Here is a 20,033-nt window from a genome sequence, read left to right on the forward strand (position 1 = left end):
CGCTCCTTCTCCCACCCCCCGATTGCCGGTCGGTCTAAAGCACTCGTCGCATCCAGCCGAAGCTGTCCTCCGCTCGGCCGTGCTGGATGTCCAGCAGGTGCTTTCGCATGGTCGTCGTCTGTTTCCCGGGAGTGCCGTCGCCGATGACGAACTCGTAGCCCTCTCCCTTGAAGGCGACGACCGGTGTGACCACCACGGCCGTCCCGACGGCGAACACCTCGGTGATGGTGCCGTCCGCGGCTCCGCGGCGCAGCTCGTCCAGCGTGACCGTCCGCTCCACCGGGGCGAGGCCGAAGCCGGCGGCCAGGGTGAGAACACTGTCGCGGGTCACTCCGTCGAGGATCGTGCCCAGCGCGGGTGTGATCAGCTCTCCGCCGGAGGTGACCAGGCACAGGTTCATCGTGCCTGATTCCTCCAGCGTCCCCTCCCCCTCGCTGTCCAGGTACAGGACCTGGTCGCAGCCGTGCTCCCGGGCATCGATCTCCGCGGCCAGTCCCGCCGCGTAGTTGGCACCGCACTTGGCCGCACCGGTCCCGCCCCTGGCCGCTCGGGTGTACCGATCGCTCACCCACAGAGTGATGCCGTGGGAGTAGTAGGAGCCCGACGGGGTCGCGATCACCGCGTACACCACCTGCGTGGCGGGCCGGAGGCCGAGGAACGGGTCGGCGGCGAACATGAAGGGGCGCAGATACAGGCTCCGCTCGCCGTCGGACGGGGGAACCCAGGACTCGTCCGCCCTGATCAGCCCCTCCACACCGGCCAGGAAATCCGCTGCCGGCAGCTCGGGCAGTGCCAGGCGGCGGGCTGAGCGGGCGAAGCGGCGGGCGTTGGCCTCCGGCCGGAACAGCCAGACGCTGCCGTCGGCATGGCGGTACGCCTTCAGACCTTCGAAGATCTCCTGCGCGTAGTGCAGGACGGCGGTTCCGGGGTGAAGGCTGAAGGGTTCGAGCGGGCGGATCCTGCGGTCGTGCCACCCGTCCTGCGCGGTCCATGCGGCCGAGGCCATGTGATCGGTGAAGTGCGAGCCGAACACGGGTTCCGCGAGAATCCTGGCGCGCTCGGACTCCGGCACCGGACGATCGGTCCGGGACAGCGGGAATCCGGCGCTCATGGCCTCCCTCCGGCGGTGGACGTACTGCTGGACGGATCGCTCTGCCCGGCCACGGTGGTGGTCTCGGGCCATGCCGGGTGCGGCACGTCAGTTCCCCTCTGCGAATTGGTCGAGGATGGCGCGGTACGTGGCCGCGAGCCTGCTCACGGTGGTCCGCTCGAACATGCTCGTGGCATAGCCGAAGGTGCAGACGAGCTGCTGACCGCCGTCATTGACCACCAGGCCGAGGTCGAATTTGGCAGCCGGGTCCGCCTCCGCGCCGAGTTCGGGTCCGTGGTGATCGTCCGTGCGCCGGAGAACCCGGTTCGGCGGCCGGTCCGCGGCCACCTCCCCGAAGGCGTTCACGTCGAACCAGACCTGGAAGAGCGGGTGGCGGCCGGGGTCGGGCGGCAGGTTCAGATGACCGACCAGCTGCTCGATCGGCAGTTCCTGGTGTTCCTGCGCTTCGAGCAGGCGAGCCGAGACCTTCCTGATCAGCGTCTCCACCTCGTCCTCGCGGTCGATGTCCAGGTCGAGCGCGAGCGAGTTGACGAAGTAGCCGATGAGGTCGCGCGTCTGCCAGTGGTTCCGATTGAACGCCGGAATGCCGACGACGAGGTCGTCACGGTTGGCGAACGCCTGGAGCAACAGGCAGTAGGCGGCGAGCAGCACGCTGAACAGGCCGACGCCCATCTCCCGCGCCAGCCGCCGCAGCGCCTGCGTGGTCTCCTCGTCCAGCTCGATGACGACCTGCCCGCCGCGGTAGTCCCACTTCTCGGGCCGCGGCCGGTCGGTGGGCAGCTCCAGCGGCGGCCTTCCTGCCAGGTGGCTCCGCCAGTAGGCCAGCAGCTCTTCGAGGCGGTCGCCCTTGAGCCGGCGGCGCTCCCAGACCGCGAAATCACGGTACTGGACCGTCAGTTCCGGCACGTCCGGCGTGGCCTGCGCGCCCGCTTCCAGCCGGCTGAAGCAGTGGTGGAACGCCGCCAGTTCCTGGAGCAGGAGATCGGCCGACCAGCCGTCGAAAGCGATGTGATGGACCAGAACGCTCACGAACACCCGTGATGCGCTGCCCTCGCCCTGCCGGAAGAAGGTGATCCGGAACGGCGCGTCCTCACCGAGGTCGAAATGGTGGGTGGCCTCCGCCCTGAAACCGGCGGCCAGATCGTCCTCGTCGGTGACGGCGACGTTCCGGATGACGAGCGGAACCTGGTGGTGGTCCAGTACGACCTGGTGGGGCTCGGCCCCCGAGGTCTTCCGGATGACCGTCCTGAGCACCTCGTGCCGTTCGTGGACGGCACGGAAGCCGCGTTCCAGCAGCTCCACGTCCACGCCCGGCAGGACCTCGTAGCGAAGATGGACGTTGTACGCGTCCGTCCCCTGCTCGTACTGGTCGATGAACCACAGCCGTTCCTGTGCGAACGAGAGCGGCTGCCGCGACTCGTCCGAGCGCGGGATCGACTCGATCGGCACGGGCTTGGCGGCCATGGTGGCGAGGCTCTCCACCAGACCGGCGACCGAGCGGTGCCGGAAGATCGAGGCGATGCTGATGTCGATGTCCCATGCGGCGGTCAGGCGGCCGGCCAGTTTGATCGACAGCAGGCTGTTTCCGCCCAGCCCGAAGAAGTCGTCGTGCACGCTGATCCTGTCGGGCGCCATGGCCAGGATGTCGGCCATGATGGTCCGGGCCTCCGCCTCCGCGTCGTTCCGGGGAGCGATGAACCCGCCGTCCCCGCAGAGCTCGGAGGCAAGAAGCGCCGCCGCGGCCGTCGGCTGCGCGGCCGGCACGTCCGGGTTCCGACGGGCACGGTGCTCGAACGCCCCGTGCCGGACGGCGCTGCCGTCGTACCGTCGCTGAGGGGAGCTCCGGTTCTCCACCACGTGGCGTTGCCGGGCCCCGTCCGGATACGTCAGGTTCGCGATCGAGAGCCGGCGCCGCGCCGGTTCGTCCCCGGCGAGGTCCGCGATCTGCCGCAGAAGGTGCACGTAGGTCTCGCCGAAACTCTCGACCGTCGCCCGGTCGAACAGACTCGTGGCGTAGTTGACATCGACTTCGAGCTCTTCGCCCGAGTCGTCGACGTAGGTACTGAGATCGAACTTCGCGACCTTGTACACGTCTCGGCTCTCCGCCGTCGTCCGCAGGATCCGGCTCTGCCGTACGCCCCGTCCCTGCGCGGGATGGCCGAAACTCTGCACGCTGAACAGCACTTGGAAGATCGGGTGGCGGCTCGTGTCCCTCGGGACGTCCAGCGCCGTCAGAAGCCGCTCGAAGGGCAGTTCCTGGTGCAGGAGCAGGTCCATGACCTCGCGCGAGGTCGCCTCGATGTGATCGGCGACCGTCGCTGTCGGGTCGATGCGCACCCGCAGGGGCAGGGTGTTGACGAAGAAGCCGACGAGGCTCTCCAGCTTGGGGTGGTCCCGGTTCGCGACCGGCACACCGACGACGATGTCGTCCTGGTCGCTGAAGGAGCGCAGGGCCAGGTGGTGGGCGCCCATCAGCAGGCTGAAGAGGCTGACGTGCAGCTCCTGCGCCAGCTTTCGGAGCCCGCGCGACACCTCAGCGTCGACGGTGAGGTAGATGTCGTCGCCTCGATAGTCGATGCTGTCCGGTCGCGGGTGGTCCGGAACGAGATCGAGGCCGGTGCGGTCGAGGAGCTTTCCCTCCCAGAACCGGATGAGTCCGTCGACCCGTTCGTCGGTGAGGTACTGCCGCTGCCAGGCGGCGAAGTCCTTGTAGCTCAGCTCCGGGGTGGGCAGCGGGCCGGTGGGAGCGGCCCCCGGCGGAACCTGTTCCAGCAGGGCGTAAGCCGACGTCAGGTCCTCCAGGAGCACATCGGTCGACCAGCCGTCGAACGCGATGTGGTGGATCACGAACGTCAGATAGCGGGCCGCGGGCCGCTCCACCTCGTAGAGCCGCACGTGCAGCGGGCCCTCGTCCACCAGGTCGAAGACCCGGTGCACGTCTCCTCTCAGCTCCTCGCGGAAGGCTTCGTGGCCGGGGACGCGCACGACGGAGGCCGGCGGCACATCGGCCATGTCCCGCACGAGCTGGTACCCGACGCCGTCCGGGGTCTCCTTGATGAGGGTCCTCAGGGTCTCGTGGCGTTCGACCACCACGCGCACGGCGGACAGCAGGGTGTCGCCGTCCACGTCGTCGGCCACGCCCAGGACGAGTGACACGTTGTAGGCATGGGTGCCGCGCTCGAACTTCTCGATGAACCAGAGACGCTCCTGCGCGAAGGACAGCAGCTGGTCCTCCGGCCGGTCGAACACCGCGGGCGTGACCTCGGCCGGCCGGGAGCGCCGGAGCTCAAGACCGGCCACGAATCTCCTGACCGTACGGTTCTTCAGGAGGTGCGCGACGGCCACCTGGAGGCCGAGTTCGCGGCGCAGCGCCGAGACGAGCTGGATGGACAGGATGCTGTTGCCGCCGAGTTCGAAGAAGTCGTCGTCGATGCCGACCTCGTCCGTGTGCAGCCCGAGCAGTCGGGCGATGGCCTGGCACAGATCGGCTTCGAGCCGCGAGCGGGGCGGTGCGGGCTCCCGCGCGGGGACGAAATCCGGCTCGGGCAGGGCCGCGCGGTCCACCTTGCCGCTGATGGTGCGCGGCAGTGCGTCGATGCGTATGCATGCGGCCGGCACCATGTGCGCGGGCAGCGTCCGCCGGAGGTGGCCGGTCAGCTCGTCGGCGTCCGGGGCGTGATCGGCGACGTAATAGCCGACGAGTACCGTGCGGCCGATGTCCCTGACGACGACAACGGCCTGCCGGATCCCGGGAAGACGGAGCAGGGCCGCCTCGATCTCGCCGAGCTCGATCCGGTGTCCGTAGATCTTGACCTGGGCGTCGTTGCGCCCGACGAACTCCAGCACTCCGTCCGGGAGGAGCCGCACGAGGTCGCCCGTGCGATAGAGCCTTGAGGGGGCACCTGCTCCCTCGGTGGCCGACGGCGCGGTCACGAACCGCTCGGAGGTGAGGTCGTCCTTGCGCAGGTAGCCACGGGCCAGTCCCCCGCCGCCGATGTGGAGTTCACCGATCGCGCCCACGGGCAGCGTCCGCCGGAATTCGTCCAGGACGTGGACGGTCTCACCGCCGAACGGCCTACCGAGGTTGACCGGCAGCCCGTCGCGCGGCTGCGCGTGCCCGTAGAACCAGGACGTGGACCAGATCGTCGTCTCCGTCGGACCGTAGACGTGGACGAGGTCCAGCGAGGCCGCCATCACCCGGTCGAGGAGTTCCGGGTCCATTTTCTCACCGCCCACGAGCAGCAGCGTGCCGTCGGTGTCCGTCAGACGGTCCAGCAGCACATCGCACACCGTGGGCGTCACCTGTACGAAGTCGTAGGGCGCGCAGTTCAGGGTGTCCGGGATCCCGACCGCGAGATCGACGGTGCCGCCGGTGCTCAGCGGCAGACCGTATTCGAGGCCGAAGATGTCGAATACGTGATTGGTGATGCTGCAGGTGCTGACCGTTTCCCTGTCCGCGAAGTACTGCGCGCCCGTCTGGGAGACGAGCAGGTCGAACGACCCGTGCTCGACCATGACTCCCTTGGGGTCACCTGTGGTGCCGGAGGTGTAGAGGATGTACATCAGGTCGTCGGCGGCGGCGCGCGCCACGGGGTCGGCGGGCTCCGAAGCCGCGAGCGCGGCGGCCGTCCCGGGGGAATCCGGTGCGAGAACCGACAGGGTCCGGTGCAGCTCGCCGAGGCCGGCCAGGCGGGCCGTGTCGCGGTGCGCGGTGAGGACCACCCTCGCCCTGGTGTCCTTCAGGACGTAGGCGATCCGCTCGTCCAGATAGCTCGGGTCCAGCAGCACGTACGCGCCACGTGCCTTGAGCACGGCGAGGATCGAGACCAGGAGGTCGATGCCCTTGTTCATGCAGACGACGACCGGCTCCTGTGGCTCCAGGCCGTGTGTCCGGACCAGCAGGTGCGCGAGCCGGTTGGCACGTTCGTTGAGGCACTGGTAGGTGAGACTCTCGCCCTCGCAGTTCACGGCGGTGTGCCGCGCCCGTAGTCCGGCCTGTGTCTCGAAGCGGTCGAGGAAGGTGCCCGCGACGGGGGGCTCCGCGACCGGCGGGCCGAGAAGGCCGGTGACCGCCGCGCGCTCTTCCTCGGTCAGCGGCTGGATCTCCCGCCAGGGCCGGCGGGCGTCCGCGACCACTGCGTCCAGCAGGTTGCCCAGGATCCGCAGCATCCCCTCGACGGGTTCCGCGTCGAACAGCTCGGCGGCGTACACCAGACGGATCCCGATGCTGTCGGGCGTGTCGGAGACGACCACGGAGAGCGGGTAGTCGAATTTCTCGTACTCGCCCTCCTTGCGCACCCGTAGCGCCCTCTGCCAGCCGCCGGGGCTGATCCTGGGCCAGTTCTCATAGATGAAGAGCGAGTCGAACAGCCGGTTGGAACCCTCGTGCAGCGCGGCCAGGTTCACCGTGCTCCGGGCGTTCAGCTCGTTGATGCGGCTCTGCACGTCGTGGAGGGTGTCCACGATCAGCTCATCCGGAGCACCGGCCGTCACCACCAGCGGCAGGGTGTTGATCAGCAGTCCGACCGTACGCTCGATGTCGTTGGCCGGGATATTCCGGCCGGAGACGACGACGCCGGTTGTCGTCTGCCGCGATCCGCCGTAGCAGGCCAGCACCTTGTGCCACAGGGTGAGGAAGAGCGCGTTCGATGTGATCCCCGCGCCCTGTGCCAGCCGGCGTACTTCGCCGAGCAGTTCCCCGGACACGGTGAGAGAGGTCTCGCGCCTGTCCTCGACCCGCCGGACCTCGTCGGTCCGCACACCGGCCGCCCGCGCCGCGGAGCTCAGCAGTCCCCGCAGATCCATCCGGTCCTCGTAGCCGGAGAGGTACTCACGCCAGTACCCGACGTGGTCCCGGTGGTGCTCCTGGAGGTATCGCTGTGCGGCCCCGTAGCCACGATCGGGGGTGGCGTCCACCGGGGTTCCGGCGAGCAGTGCCTGGTAGCTGTCGTGCACGAAGCCCAACAGGACGGTGATGCTCCAGCCGTCCAGGATCGCGTGGTGATGGCTGAACAGGCAGGTGTAGTGCCCGTCCCCGAGCCGCACCAGGTGGATCCGGAACAGCGAGCCGCCGTCGAGGCCGTAGGGCTCGGCCCGGTCCGCTTCCCGTATCCCACGCAGGGCTTCGGCCCGGCCGTCGGGGGACTCGTGGCTCAGATCGTGGGAGCGCCAGTCCACAACACCCTTCGCGTCGATGACCTGGACCAGTTCGTCCTGCCATCCGAAGCGCAGCCGCAGGCTCGGGTACTTGCGCTGTGCGCCCAGCCACGCCTCGTGCAGGAGCCGCGGATCGATCTCGGTGTCGTAGCTCCACACCATCTGGACGTTGTAGGCGTCGTCGGTCCCGTCCTGTGTGACGGCGTGGTAGATGAAGCCCTGTTGCAGGCTGTTGGCCAGGAAGACCCCGTCGATCTCGCGATCGGCCTGGAGCACGTCGAGGTACTCCGAGGAGATCACGTGGTTCACGTCGGACGGTGTGAGGTACGTCCGCCCCGCACCCGACAGCGCCTCGACGAGCCCGATCAGCGACTGCTCGAACCGGTCGGCGAAGTGGTCGCCCACCTCCTGCCCGAGCTTGTTGACGATGGAGAAGGTGAGCCGGCCGTCGACGACCCAGCCGTTGACCGTCATGATGTTGCCGTCGTGGTTGTCCGGGTGTACGGCGGCGCCCACGCGCTCGCGGGTGATCCGCCAGCGGGTCTCCGGGCTCGTCGCCTCGTCGTTGTCGAGCTGCCCGAGATAGTTGAAGTTGATACGCGGCAGCCGGCTGTCGTCGTACCCGTACAGAGCGCCGTATCCGACACCCTTCGCCGGGATCGCGCGCAGCGCCTCCTTGATGGCCCGCAGGTCGGCGAGGTGGTCCGGCCCCGCGCACAGCCGCACGGGGAACATCGTGGTGAACCAGCCGAGCGTGCGGGACACGTCCAGCTGCGGGCCGATCTCCTCGCGGCCGTGCCCCTCCAGGAGAATGTGGTGGGTCGCCTCGCCGGTGAGATCGCGAAGGGCGTGCGAGAACGCGGTGAGAAGAAGGTCGTTGATCTGGGTGCGGTAGGTGTGGTGGCTCTCCCGCAGCAGCCGACGACTGGTGTTCTGGTCCAGCGTCAGCTCCGACACCGTCCGCGTGTCCTCGCTGATCACAAGGCCACGCAGGACCTTGTCGCCCTTCCGGCCGATTCCCTCGACCGCCTGCTGCCAGTATTCCCGTTCGGCTGCCTGCCCGTCCGCGTACTGCTGGACGGCCGCGCTCCACTGCCCGTAGCCGCTGCCGAGCGGCAGCAGAGCACGGCCGTGGTAGAGCGCCTCCAGCTCCTCGGTGAGGACGCGCCAGCCCACGGCGTCGACGATCAGATGATGGCAGGCGACGAACACCCGGGCGCTGCCGTCCGGGAACCCGTCGATGTAGCCGACGCGGTAGACCGGGCCACTGCGCAGGTCGAAGTCGCTCTGCCACGCGGTGAGGAGCTCCTGGAGGTCTTCGTTCCCGGCGGCCGACGCCGTGACCAGGTCGGTGGGCCGGAAGCTGTCCGTGTAGTACTGCGTGGGCTCGCCGTCGGGTCCGTACCGGTATCTGAGGCGGAACGCGCCATGCCGATTCCCGAGCTCGTGCACGGCCTGTCGGAGCCGGTCGGGTGCCAGACGCGGGGTCGCCACGAGGAACGCCTGGTTCCAGTGGTCCGGACGCGCGAACTCCCGGTCGAAGAACCACTTCTGGATCGGCAGGAGCGGGATCTCGCCCTCCGGCGCCGACGGCTCGCTCACCACTTCGCCGTCGGTCCGGGCACCGTCGCCCAGCTCGCGTGCCAGCAGTGTGCAGAGGGACTCGACGGTGGTGTGACCGAGTACGTCGTTGACCCGGAGGTGGACACCGAACCTTCGGCGCAGCCGGCTGAGCAGCTGGATGGCGACGATGCTGTCACCGCCCAGTTTGAAGAAGTCGTCGGTGATCCCGACCGGTGCTCCGTCGCGGCCGAGCAGCTCGGACCAGATCCCGCAGACCTCACGTTCGAGGTCGGTACGCGGGCTCACCCGTGTCTCCCGCCTGAACTGCTCCGGTTCGGGCAGCGCGTTGCGATCCACCTTGCCGTGCGGAGTCAGCGGAAGGGCGTCGAGAAACACATACGCGGCAGGCACCATGTAGGGCGGCAGTATGCCCTTGAGGTACTGCGCCAGTTCCTGCTCCGAACAGCCGAACTCACCGGCCACCACGTGGGCGACCAGCGCACGCGACCTCTGTTCGTCCCCGACGGCGCAAGCGACGACGACTGCCTGCTCCACGTCACCGTGGGCCTGGATCGCATGCTCGATCTCACCGAGCTCTATACGGAATCCCCGGACCTTGACCTGGTCGTCATTGCGGCCGACGTACTCGAAGTCACCGCCGGGAAGCCGGCGTACGAGGTCGCCCGTCCGGTACAGCCGGTCACCGCGGCCGGTGGCGGCGGGGACGCCGTGATCTTCCTCCGCCGGGAGCGGGTTCTCATGGAACCGGTCGGCGGTGAGTTCCGGCTGGTTCAGATAGCCCCGGGCCACGCCGGCCCCACCGATGAACAACTCCCCCAGCTCGCCGACTCGCGCCGGCCGGCCGTCGGGCCGCAGAACGTGACCCTGGCAGTTGTCGTAGGGGCGGCCGATGTTCGGGACCTCGCCGGCCGGCAAGGGGTGGACCACTCCCGCGCATGTCCCCACGGTCGCCTCGGTCGGGCCGTACTCGTCGTACACCGTCAGGTCCTGCCCAGGCCGGGTACGGATCCTCTCCAGGACCGCCGGTTGCAGCTTCTCCCCGCCCAGGACGACGGTCCGGACCCGGGTCCTGTGCAGCCCGTCCGCGATCAGCGCGAAGTAGCCGGGTGTGAGTTTGACGAACGTGACGTCGTTGCTGGTCAGGAACTCCTTGTAGGCATCGACGTCCTGGACCGGCTGGTCGTGGACGGCGACCCGGCCGCCCAGCGCGAGACAGGCAAGGGTCGTTGTCACCGTCAGGTCGAAGCTGATGGGGGTCGAGTAGTCACAGGTGTCGGCGGCGGACAGACCCAGGTGTGCGCCGACGTTCCTGACGTAGTTGACGACTGATCGGTGCTCGACCATCACGCCCTTGGGCCGGCCGCTCGTGCCCGAGGTGAAAATGACGTACGCGAGTTGGTCCGCTGTGGCGGGTGCCCACTGCGCCGGCCCGTCCGACGGAAGCGGCGGCCGGGTGAGGAGCTCCTCGTCCACGGTGAGGACCTGGACATCGCCCGGGACGGTGGTCCGGACGACGTCCGCCAGACGCGCCTGGTGGATGCCGTCCGTCAGCACCACCGGGCAGGCGGTCTCCGTCATGAGAAGCGCGATCCGGTCGTTCGGGCTGTCCGGGGAGACCGGGACGTAGGCGCCGCCCGCCTTCAGGACCGCGAGCATGCTGACGAGGACGTACGGGCTGCGGTCCAGGCACAGCATCACCAAGGACTCAGGACCCACCGCATGCGCATGCCTCAGGACGCGGGCCAGTGCGTTCGCCCGGTCGTCGACCTCCTGATAGGTCAGTTCCACATCGCCGCAGCTCATGGCGACGGCCGCAGGCTGTTCCCTCACCTGCTCCTCGAAGAGGTGGTGCACCGTGGTCCCCGCGGTCCGGGCGGATTCATCGTACGAAGGGCACATGTACAGGTTTCCTCAACGGTGGGAGGGAACGGTCTGCGGGCGAGTCAGGAATCCAGCGCCGGGAAATACGACTTGCGATCGCCCGCACGTCGAATATCGACCGTGCAGCAGTGGAAGCTGCCACCGAAGTGATAGACGTTGGCGAATGGAATGGCGATCACCCGGAACCCGAGCGACTTGAAGAGCTCGATCATCGGCTTCTCCCGCTCCTCACAGATGATCGTCTCCTCGTTCACGTTGAAGACGTTCATGGAGATCCAGTTGCTGATCTCCGGGGTTCGGTAGAAGCTGCCCCGCACCGAAGGCTCCGCGGCGACCACCCGCCAGCCGTTCTCCTCGAAGAACGCGATCGTGTCGCCGACCGGAGGACGTTCCGGGTTGAACATGATCAGACCGGGACGCAGCGGCACCATCGTCGCGTCGATGTGCTGGGGGTGCGGGTCACGGAAACGGACCCGGTGGAGTCGGTATTCCGGCCCGAGATGCCTGGCAAGCCACTGTGCACCAAAATCATTGGTCACGATGTCCGGCTGGTAGAAGATGTCCTTCCCCATCCGGATGAAACTCGCGGCGTCGAAGGAGGGCTCCAGACCGGTCAGAGACGGGTGTTCGTCCGCGTCGAACGGGCCATCAGCGATCGAGAAATCCTGAACATACATCTCGTCAGCCATGCTCGGCTTGGGGGCCGCCGTCCACCTGGCACCCTGCCTGAAGTATTCCCGGACCAGTTTCCGGTAGGGCAGGTACTCGAAGAAGCGGCTCCGCATGGCCATGGGCGCCTCGATGATCTCGTCACCGACGACAAGCAGAACGTCCCGCGGGCACGCACTCGTGTTCTGGCTGCTCACCTGGAACGAGGGCGTCTTCACCTCGGTCATGAAGTCCACCGGAGTGGGCCGGCGCACCACGACGTTCTCGCTTTCGAGCACCTTGGCGAGATTGTCGAGTTGACCGGTTGCCGCCTCGATCTCCGCATCGCTGCGCCGGGCCGCCTTGAAATCCTGCTGTGCCGGGTTCGGGAAATATGGGCGCAGAGCGGGTTCGAACCCCATGCTCGCCGAATTCGCGACGCTTCCGACGATCACTTCTTCGAGCGGGTCCCATCCGTTGTACGAATTGACCACCGGCTGCGCGGAACATTCGGAGCTGTCAGCAGACACATTGGATCCCTTCGTTGATGTGCGCTGGACACTGAAAAAGATCTGAACCCTCGGTCGAGTCACCGGCCGGCCCCGGCGCATCAGCTCATGGCAACGACGGTCTTACGGTCTCCTTGATACGGGTTGCGGCCGTGTGCGAGCAGGAGGTTGTCCAGGATCATGATGTCTCCCCGACGCCAGGGGACAACCATCTTTTCCTTCTCGTACACGTCGCGAATATGTGTCAGCACCTCGGGTTCAATCGGATCGCCATTCCCGTAGAACGCGTTCCGAGGTACGTTCTCGATCCCCAGCTCACTGACGAGCGATCCCCGTTCGCTCTCCGCCAGGGCGGATATATGGAAGAGATGCGCCTGGTTGAACCAGACCATGTCTCCGGTTCGGGGGTGGCGCAGGAACGCCTGGCAGTGCTGACGGGTGCTCAGGACAGGCCCGTCGGACCGCCATTCGAATTCGATTCCGTGCGCCTCGCAGTAGGCTTCCACTTCCGCCCGGTCAGCTGTCTGGAATACTTCTTGCCAGCTCAGGTCGATGCCGTCGGTGAAGTTTCTGACGTAGCGGACACCCGTGCGTTCGAACTTCTCCCGCACCGCCGGGTCGATCCGCTGGTACACGCGGCGGCTGTCCGCAGTAGGGGTCTCTCCCCCCTGACCGGCGGCCACCGCACAGTAGAAATATATCCGGCTGGGCCACGAGTCCGTATAGGAGTTCTCGTTGTGCAGAGGTATAGACTTGTCCGCCGGATATTCCGTTGCGGTGTAGAGCTTGCCGCCCACCTTGGTCCGGGGAGTGGAGCGGTGAACGTATTCAAGAAGGTCTGGAGTAAACGTCCGGACCGCTCGGTTGAATTCAGAGACCGCATTCAATCCGAGGTCGCGCAGGATCACACCTCCACGCGTGACGACAAGATCGTCGATTGCGGATCGGTTTTCCTCAAGCCATTCGAACGGGTCCACGCCCGCCCTGGGCGGTCGCAGCAGTACAGGCCCGCGATCCCCTGGGGGATTCAGATCCTCTGAGGGCTTCATCTTCAATCCCCAAATCCACAGTCAGCACAGCGAAGACATCGATGTCACATATCGCGGGCGGAGAGCACGGCAAGCTCTGCCGATACTCCGGATTGGAATCGGGCTTCGCCGTTTCGAAGTGTCTGCGAAGACACCCGGCGTGCCCTTCGTGGAACGGTGAAGCGGACACGCCGACGGTAAGCGGTTGCCATCGGCCGAGTCAACGGCCCCGCCACCACATTGATCAATTATCCGATTTGAGAGCTTCGATGCCCGGATAGCAGCTGCGATCGCGTCTGAATTCTGGGCTCAATATGCGCTATAGCTGCATGGGACATCACTCTTGATCATGAAACAGCCAAAGGAGGCAAGTTACCCATATCGTGACAAATTTTTCTGCGGGGCAGCGCTGAACCCAAGTCGTTGACAGCGCTGTAGGTAACCGCTTACCTTACTGCCATTCGCCTCATGTATGCCTTGGGGATTCGGTGCCACCACCACCGCCAAGGGTCCGGTAAATCCTGATGGAACAGCGCATGCCGGCGGACGCGGTGCCTCGCACAATGCGTTCCCGGATTCTCGGTATCAAAGTCGCTTCGGGTCGAAGAGAACAGCGTGGCGCGGCGAACCGGAATACCGAACTGCTTGACTTCCACGGAAGCTCCTCAGCCGGGCGTCCCGACGAAGTGGGAGTTCGAGACCATCCCATCCGGAAACCAGGTCGCTATGCGACCAGAAGGGTGCGACTGATCAATGCTTATTTGTGGGGTAAAAGCATCGCATGATGGCGGGGTTGCGGTCATCGAAGACGGTCGCCTCCTTTTCAGCGTCGAAACCGAGAAGCTGAACAACGGAGAACGCTACAGCTCCCTCGGGGACGTTGGCCGAGTGGCCGAAATACTGGCCACCGAAGGGCTGTCGCCGGCCGATGTGGATCAGTTCGTCGTGGACGGGTGGTATGCGCAGAACGACGAGGGCGCTCCGGCGGTGGATCTCGGCGATGGCGATGGCGATGGCGATCGCAAGGTGCGGCTGCGAGTCGCCCCGTACGTCGAAGGGCCGGGCGATGGCGGTGTTCTGCAGCGCCACACCTTTGACGACCATGTCTTCGGCGATGCGCGAGGCTATGCCAGTTACACCCATGTGGCCAACCACCTCCTGGGGGCCTACTGCTCAAGCCCGTTCGCCGCACGGGGGGAGGACGCGTTCGTCCTGGTCTGGGACGGAAGGATCGTGCCTCGTCTGTACCGGGTGCAGGCGGCCACCCGAGAGGTTTCCCTGGTGTCGGCGCTGACGCCCGTCACGGGAAACAGCTTTGCGGATTTCAGCGCGCACTTCGGTCCGTTCCGGCGTGACACCAGTGGCATGTCGTCGGAACAGCAGATACGTCATCATCTCTCCATTGCCGGAAAGGCGATGGCATACGCCGCTCTGGGGAATGTCGAGGCTTCCGCCTTCGCGGTCATCGACAATATAACCGCAGGGTTCCCTGACATTACCACCGAGAACGCCGACGTACTGGGTTCGAAACTCGCCTCGAATCGCGATGAGTTGATGCCCGGCCTGTCCGACGCGGATATCATCGCCACGTATCAGGCGTATCTGGGTCGCAATCTTCTCCAGCGGCTCATCAGCGTGGTGGAACGACGATTTCCTGGCGGTGACTGGAATCTTGTACTGAGCGGTGGCTGCGCGCTCAATATCAAGTGGAACACCGCTGTTCGTAGCAGCGGTGTATTCCGGGAAGTATTTATACCGCCCTTCCCCAACGATGCAGGAGCAGCTATCGGTACGGCTGCCTGTGAAATGTTCCGGCGCGGACGTATCGACCTGGACTGGGAGGTCTTCAGCGGGCCGGCGGTCACCGTGGGCGAACTCCCTGCCGGGTGGCGGGCCGAACCATGCGATGAGCGGCAGCTGGCCGGCATCCTGCACGCGGAAGGTGAGCCGGTGGTGGTTCTTTCCGGGCGCGCGGAGCTGGGCCCGCGCGCGCTCGGCAATCGGAGCATCTTGGCGAACGCGACCGACCCCCGGATGAAGGACCGGCTCAATTCCATAAAGAACCGGGCCGACTATCGGCCCGTCGCACCCATTTGCCTGGAGGACCGCGCTCCCGAGGTATTCGAACCCGGCACACCCGATCCATACATGCTGTTCGAACACCGCCTCCGTCCGGAATGGGCCGAACGCGTTCCGGCTGTCATACATCTGGACGGTACGGCCCGGCTTCAGACCATCTCACCGGCATTGGACTCGGCCACCGCCCGCATTCTCGCTGCATATGCAGAGATAAGCGGGGTGCCGGTGCTCTGCAACACCAGTGCAAATCTGGAAGGGCGGGGCTTCTTCCCCGACGTCGAATCAGCGGCCCGATGGGGCGGAACTCGTTACATCTGGTCCGACGGTGTCCTGTACACCGGCCACGGCACCGGCGAATAGGAATCTTCGCCACAGGAGAGCGACTGGTTCGCTGCGCACTGTCCATGCGTGCGAGAAATGTTCATTCCACCCTGAAGCATTTGTGAGGATGCCTTGAAGATTTCCGAACTGAAGCTCTTGTCGAGCGAGGAGCAGAACCGGGTCGTTGCCCTGGGGAGGGGTGCTGAACACGAGGTTCCGTTCGAGCAGACGATCCCCGATGTGTTCCGGGCACGGGCAGCGGCCTCTCCCGGTGTCCCGGCGGTGGTGTTCGGTGAGGACCGGCTGACCTACCGGGAACTGGACGAATGGTCGGACAGGGTGGCTCATGGCCTGATGGAGGACCACGGGGTAGGACCGGAACGCCTTGTCGCCCTGTGCTTCAGCCCGAGTACGGAGATGACTGTCGCCATCATCGCGGTGTGGAAGGCCGGTGGCGCCTACGTCCCCCTCGATCCGGAGACACCGGACGAACGTGCGCGGTACATACTTGAGGACAGCGCCTCGTCCGTGGTCCTGTGCGGCGAGGACCACCGCGGACGAATGGAGCGGTTGGTATCGCCATCGGGCAGGACGGCGGTGAGAGCACTCGATGGTCCGTGGGATCGCCACCAGCAGGACAGCGGTCGTCCGATTCCCCGGTGCGCTGATCGCAGTGCTGCTGATTCCGCCTACGTCATCTACACCTCTGGAACGACCGGCACCCCCAAGGGTGTCGTGGTCGAGCAGCGTTCCGTGGTGAATCAGGTGTGTGTCGGCAGCACCCGCTACGGAATGACGGGCCAGGGCAGCGAGGTGGTGCTGCAACTCCTCAACTACGCGTTCGACGGCGGCGTGTACCCCATGATCCTCGCCCTGCTCACGGGAAACACGCTGCTGCTGGCACCCAACGAGCTGTGGACGCGGAGCGAACGGTTCACCGAGTACCTCGGGACGCACGGGGTCACGCACATCAACGCCACTCCGACCCTCTTCAAGCATGTCGGCCTCGGCGAAGTGCCCAGCCTGAAGCGTCTGGTGGTCGGAGCCGAGGCGCTGGATGTTGCGTGCTTCCGCGAGATGACACGGGCGAACAAGGTGCCTGTCTTCAATGAGTACGGGCCGACGGAAGCCACCATCTCAACCGTCTCGCAGCGCGTGCGCGAACTCGATCTGGCGATCGGCCGCCCCCATGACAACGCACATGTGCTGGTGCTGGACGAAGCGTTGCGACCGGTCCCTGTCGGTGCCATCGGAGAGGTCTGCCTCGCCGGTCCGGGGCTGGCACGTGGCTATCTCAATCAGCCGGCGTTGACCTCGGAGAAGTTCGTCGCGAACCCGTTCCGGACCGATGCGGAGATCGCCGATCTCGCCCATGGGCCCCATGGGCGAAATCACCGCCTCTACCGGACCGGAGACCTGGCGCGTTGGCGCTCGGACGGAGTCCTGGACTACGTCGGCCGCAACGACTCCCAAATCAAGGTCAGAGGCTTCCGCGTCGAGCTGTCCGAGATCGAGGAAGTCATTCGCACGTATCCGGGCGTGCTGGACAGCGTGGTACTGCCCGGTGCCTTTGGTGATCGCCAGGCGGAGGGCGGCAGCGTCGACAGCATCATCGGCTACTACGTCGCCGAATCCCCCCTGGATGTCACGGAGTTGACTCTGCATGTGGGGATCAGGCTGCCTTCCTACATGGTGCCCCAGGTGCTGGTGCAGATCAGTGAGCTCCCCATGACGGTAAACGGAAAGCTGGACCTCCAGGCGCTGCGCGATCTCCAGCCCGATTCACGCGGCAACGCCCTTGCCCCGCGGACAGAGCTCGAAAAGCAGCTGCAGACCCTCGTTGCGGAGATCATCGATGCCGAGCCGGAGACCATCGGGATGGAGGACGATCTGTTCCACCTCGGACTCAACAGCATTCTGGTCATGAAGCTGATCGCTCGACTCGAACATGATCTGCAGATCGAAGTCAGCATCGCTTCGCTGTTCACCTACCCGACGATCAAGGAGCTCGTGGCGAGTCTCGATTCTTCCGATCGCTGAGGTTGGAACGACCACGGCCACGACCACGGCCACGGACGCAGCCACGACCACGACCACGACCACGACCACAGGATCAGGCGTCGCCCCTGAGCCGGTCCCGTTGGATCCGGTGTGCGAGGGTGCGGCGCACGGAGGCCGATGTGGTGGCGGAGGCGGAGGCCGATGTGGTGGCGGTCGACTTCGCGGGGATGTCGAGGCCGCGGCTGATCTTGTCGTACGCCTCCTGGTAGCTGCCGGGCATCGTCTCCCGGTGCCGTCTCAGGTCGTCCTCGACGAGGCGGCGCAGCTCGTCGACGTTCTCGGGAGTGAAGCGCTTCTTCCCACGGGCGATGGCGTTGACGTAGCGGGTGCAGCGGGCGGTGTCGCCGAGGGTCTCCGAGATCTCCTCGGCAAGGGCCCACAGGCGTCCTTCGAGCCATGGGACGTCGTGCTGGTCGAGGGAGAGCGCCATCGGGGGCGGCGGTTCGTCGTCCAGCCGGTATTTCGCCAACTGCTTGGACACGGCGGGCTGGCTCATGGCCGCGAGCCGGGCGATCCTGTCCTGCGTCCAGCCGAAGCCGATGAACAGCTTGATCATTTCGGCGCGCAGCTTCCGCATCTCCTCGCCCGCGCGGATGACCTCGTTCATCTCGGCGAGCATGCGCCCGGCCTGTTCCTCGGTCAGTGCCTCGGGGGCCCGGTGCGTGCTCTCTTCGCCTGCCATGTTTCGGTTATACACCTTGCCCCCGTCACCTCATAACCAGGTTGTACAACTTGGTTATGAGGTGGCATGGTCCTTGCCATGCCCACTTTCTGCGCACCTGACGGAACCCGGCTCGCCTACCACATACACGGAGACCAGGACAGCGGTCGTGGTACCGATCGCGACGGCGCCCCGGTCATCTGCATCCCCGGAGGTCCCGCGGACTCCCGTTACCTCGGCGACCTCGGCGGCCTGTCCGCGCACCGCCGGCTGATCGTCCTGGACCTGCGCGGCACCGGACGGTCCGCGATCCCCGACGACACCTCCTCCTACCGCTGCGACCGCCTCGTCGAAGACGTCGAAGCCCTGCGCACCCACCTCGGACTCCCCCGGATCGATCTGCTCGGCCACTCGGCCGGAGCGAACCTCGCGACGCAGTACGCGGCTCGCCACCCGAAGAACGTCGGCAGACTCGCCCTGATCGCCCCGGGCACCCGGGCCCTGGGAATCACGATCACCGGGGAGGCGCGACGTGAACTCGCGCGGCTTCGCCGGGACGAACCATGGTTCCCGACGGCGTACGCCGCCCTGGAGGCGGTCACCGCGGGAACCGGCAGTGACTGGGAGGCCATCAGCCCCTTCTTCTACGGCCGGTGGGACGCCGCGGCCCGGCGGCACCAGGCGGCGAGCCGGCCGGACAACGAGGAGGCCGTCGCCCTCTTCGCGGCCGAGGGAGCCTTCGCGCCGGACGCCACCCGTGCGGCGCTCACCGGCTTCGGGGCCCCCGTCCTGCTGCTCGCCGGAGAGTTCGACGTGAACAGCCCGCCCCGGTCGGTGGCCGAGGCGGGCGAGTCGTTCCGCGATGCCGAACTCGTGGTACAGCCGGGGGCAGGTCACTATCCCTGGCTCGACGACGCGGACCGGTTCACGGCAACCGTCGCGGCGTTCCTGAGCTGACGCCCGCACCCTTCCTGCCGGCTGCTCCTGTCCTGCGGCTGCTCCTGTCCCGCCGGCTACTCCTGCGCGAACCGCTCGAACGCTTCGTACAGGGCCGCGCTCATGGCGGCGCTGCCCTTGTGGCCCGAGTCCTCGATGACCACGAGTTCCGAGCCGGGCCAGGCCCGGGCGAGTTCCCAGGCCGTGTCGAGCGGTCCGCTGATGTCGAGGCGGCCGTGGAGCAGGAAGCCGGGGATGCCCGCCAGGCGTCCCGCGTCGCGGATCAACTGCCCCTCCTCCAGCCAGGCCCCGTGCGCGAAGTAGTGCGAGCAGATCCGTACGAACGCCAGCATGGCCTGGGGCGGCCTGCTGCCGTACGGGTTGGGCGAGCCGTTCGGCTCCGCGGACAGGACCGCGTCCTCCCAGGCACACCAGTCGGTCGCGGCCTTGGCCCGTACGTCCGGGTCGGGGCTGCCCATGAGGCGCGCGTACGCCCCGACGAGGTCGCCGCCCCGGTCGGCCTCGGGGACACCGTTGCGGAATCGCTCCCACGCATCCGGGAAGAACCGGCCGGCGCCCCGGTAGAGCCAGTCGATCTCGGAGCGGCGGGTGCTGGTGACAGCGGCGAGGACGATCTCCGACACCCGCTCCGGGTGCCGTTCGGCGTACGCGAGACTGAGCGTGGACCCCCAGGAGCTGCCGTACAGCAACCACCTTTCGACACCGAGGTGTTCGCGCAGTTGCTCCATGTCGGCGATCAGATGCTCGGTGGTATTGAGCTTCATGTCGGTGGTGGGTTCGGCGGCATGGGGTGTGCTCCGGCCGCAGCCGCGCTGGTCGAACAGGATGATCCGGTAGCGCTCCGGGTCGAAGGACCTGCGTGGGCCCGTCGAGCAGCCCGAACCGGGGCCGCCGTGGACGACGAGGGCGGGCTTCCCGTCGGGGTTTCCGCAGGTCTCCCAGTAGATGAGGTTTCCGTCGCCGGTGTCGAGCATCCCGTGGTCGTAGGGATCGATCGGCGGATAGGGGGCTGTCATGTCCGGTTCTCCTCCATCGAA

The 20,033-nt window shown here is 66.6% G+C and carries 9 protein-coding genes; 3 read left to right on the forward strand and 6 right to left on the reverse strand.

Features of this window, described 5'->3' with window-relative positions:
* Positions 1–34: 34 nt before the first annotated feature.
* From ACFYY1_RS38005 to ACFYY1_RS38020, 4 genes are all read right to left on the reverse strand, one after another.
* On the reverse strand, positions 35–1,111 hold the full coding sequence (locus ACFYY1_RS38005; protein WP_388593973.1) for a branched-chain amino acid aminotransferase: 1,077 nt from the start codon (positions 1,109–1,111) through the stop codon (positions 35–37).
* 87 nt (positions 1,112–1,198) lie between these two features.
* Positions 1,199–10,750, reverse strand: coding sequence for an amino acid adenylation domain-containing protein (locus ACFYY1_RS38010; protein ID WP_388593976.1), 9,552 nt, complete (start codon positions 10,748–10,750; stop codon positions 1,199–1,201).
* A gap of 44 nt (positions 10,751–10,794) precedes the next feature.
* Positions 10,795–11,910 carry a glycine amidinotransferase gene (locus ACFYY1_RS38015; RefSeq protein ID WP_388593979.1) on the reverse strand — a complete coding sequence of 372 codons (1,116 nt, stop codon included), beginning with the start codon at positions 11,908–11,910 and terminating at the stop codon, positions 10,795–10,797.
* Between the two features lie 80 nt (positions 11,911–11,990).
* Positions 11,991–12,866, reverse strand: coding sequence for a TauD/TfdA family dioxygenase (locus ACFYY1_RS38020; protein WP_388593982.1), 876 nt, complete (start codon positions 12,864–12,866; stop codon positions 11,991–11,993).
* Positions 12,867–13,670: 804 nt separating this feature from the next.
* Here ACFYY1_RS38020 and ACFYY1_RS38025 point away from each other — a divergent pair.
* Together ACFYY1_RS38025 and ACFYY1_RS38030 are read left to right on the forward strand one after the other, a co-directional pair.
* A complete protein-coding gene (locus ACFYY1_RS38025; RefSeq protein WP_388593985.1) occupies positions 13,671–15,356 on the forward strand; it encodes a carbamoyltransferase N-terminal domain-containing protein in 1,686 nt (561 codons plus the stop codon).
* A 93-nt stretch (positions 15,357–15,449) separates the two neighbouring features.
* Entirely contained in the window at positions 15,450–17,357 is a 1,908-nt protein-coding gene (locus tag ACFYY1_RS38030) for an amino acid adenylation domain-containing protein (RefSeq protein ID WP_388593988.1), read from the forward strand.
* Positions 17,358–17,430: 73 nt separating this feature from the next.
* Here ACFYY1_RS38030 and ACFYY1_RS38035 read toward each other — a convergent pair whose 3' ends face one another.
* Entirely contained in the window at positions 17,431–18,060 is a 630-nt protein-coding gene (locus ACFYY1_RS38035; RefSeq protein WP_388593991.1) for a sigma-70 family RNA polymerase sigma factor, read from the reverse strand.
* Positions 18,061–18,138: 78 nt separating this feature from the next.
* Between ACFYY1_RS38035 and ACFYY1_RS38040 the strand changes: the two genes are divergently transcribed.
* A complete protein-coding gene (locus ACFYY1_RS38040; RefSeq protein WP_388593993.1) occupies positions 18,139–18,996 on the forward strand; it encodes an alpha/beta fold hydrolase in 858 nt (285 codons plus the stop codon).
* Between the two features lie 56 nt (positions 18,997–19,052).
* Here ACFYY1_RS38040 and pip read toward each other — a convergent pair whose 3' ends face one another.
* Positions 19,053–20,012: a prolyl aminopeptidase gene (gene pip, locus ACFYY1_RS38045; RefSeq protein WP_388593996.1), complete on the reverse strand. Its 960-nt coding sequence runs from the start codon at positions 20,010–20,012 to the stop codon at positions 19,053–19,055.
* Between the last annotated feature and the right edge of the window lie 21 nt (positions 20,013–20,033).

This window comes from Streptomyces sp. NPDC001890, assembly GCF_042891445.1.
In the GTDB taxonomy this organism is placed as follows: Bacteria; Actinomycetota; Actinomycetes; order Streptomycetales; family Streptomycetaceae; genus Streptomyces.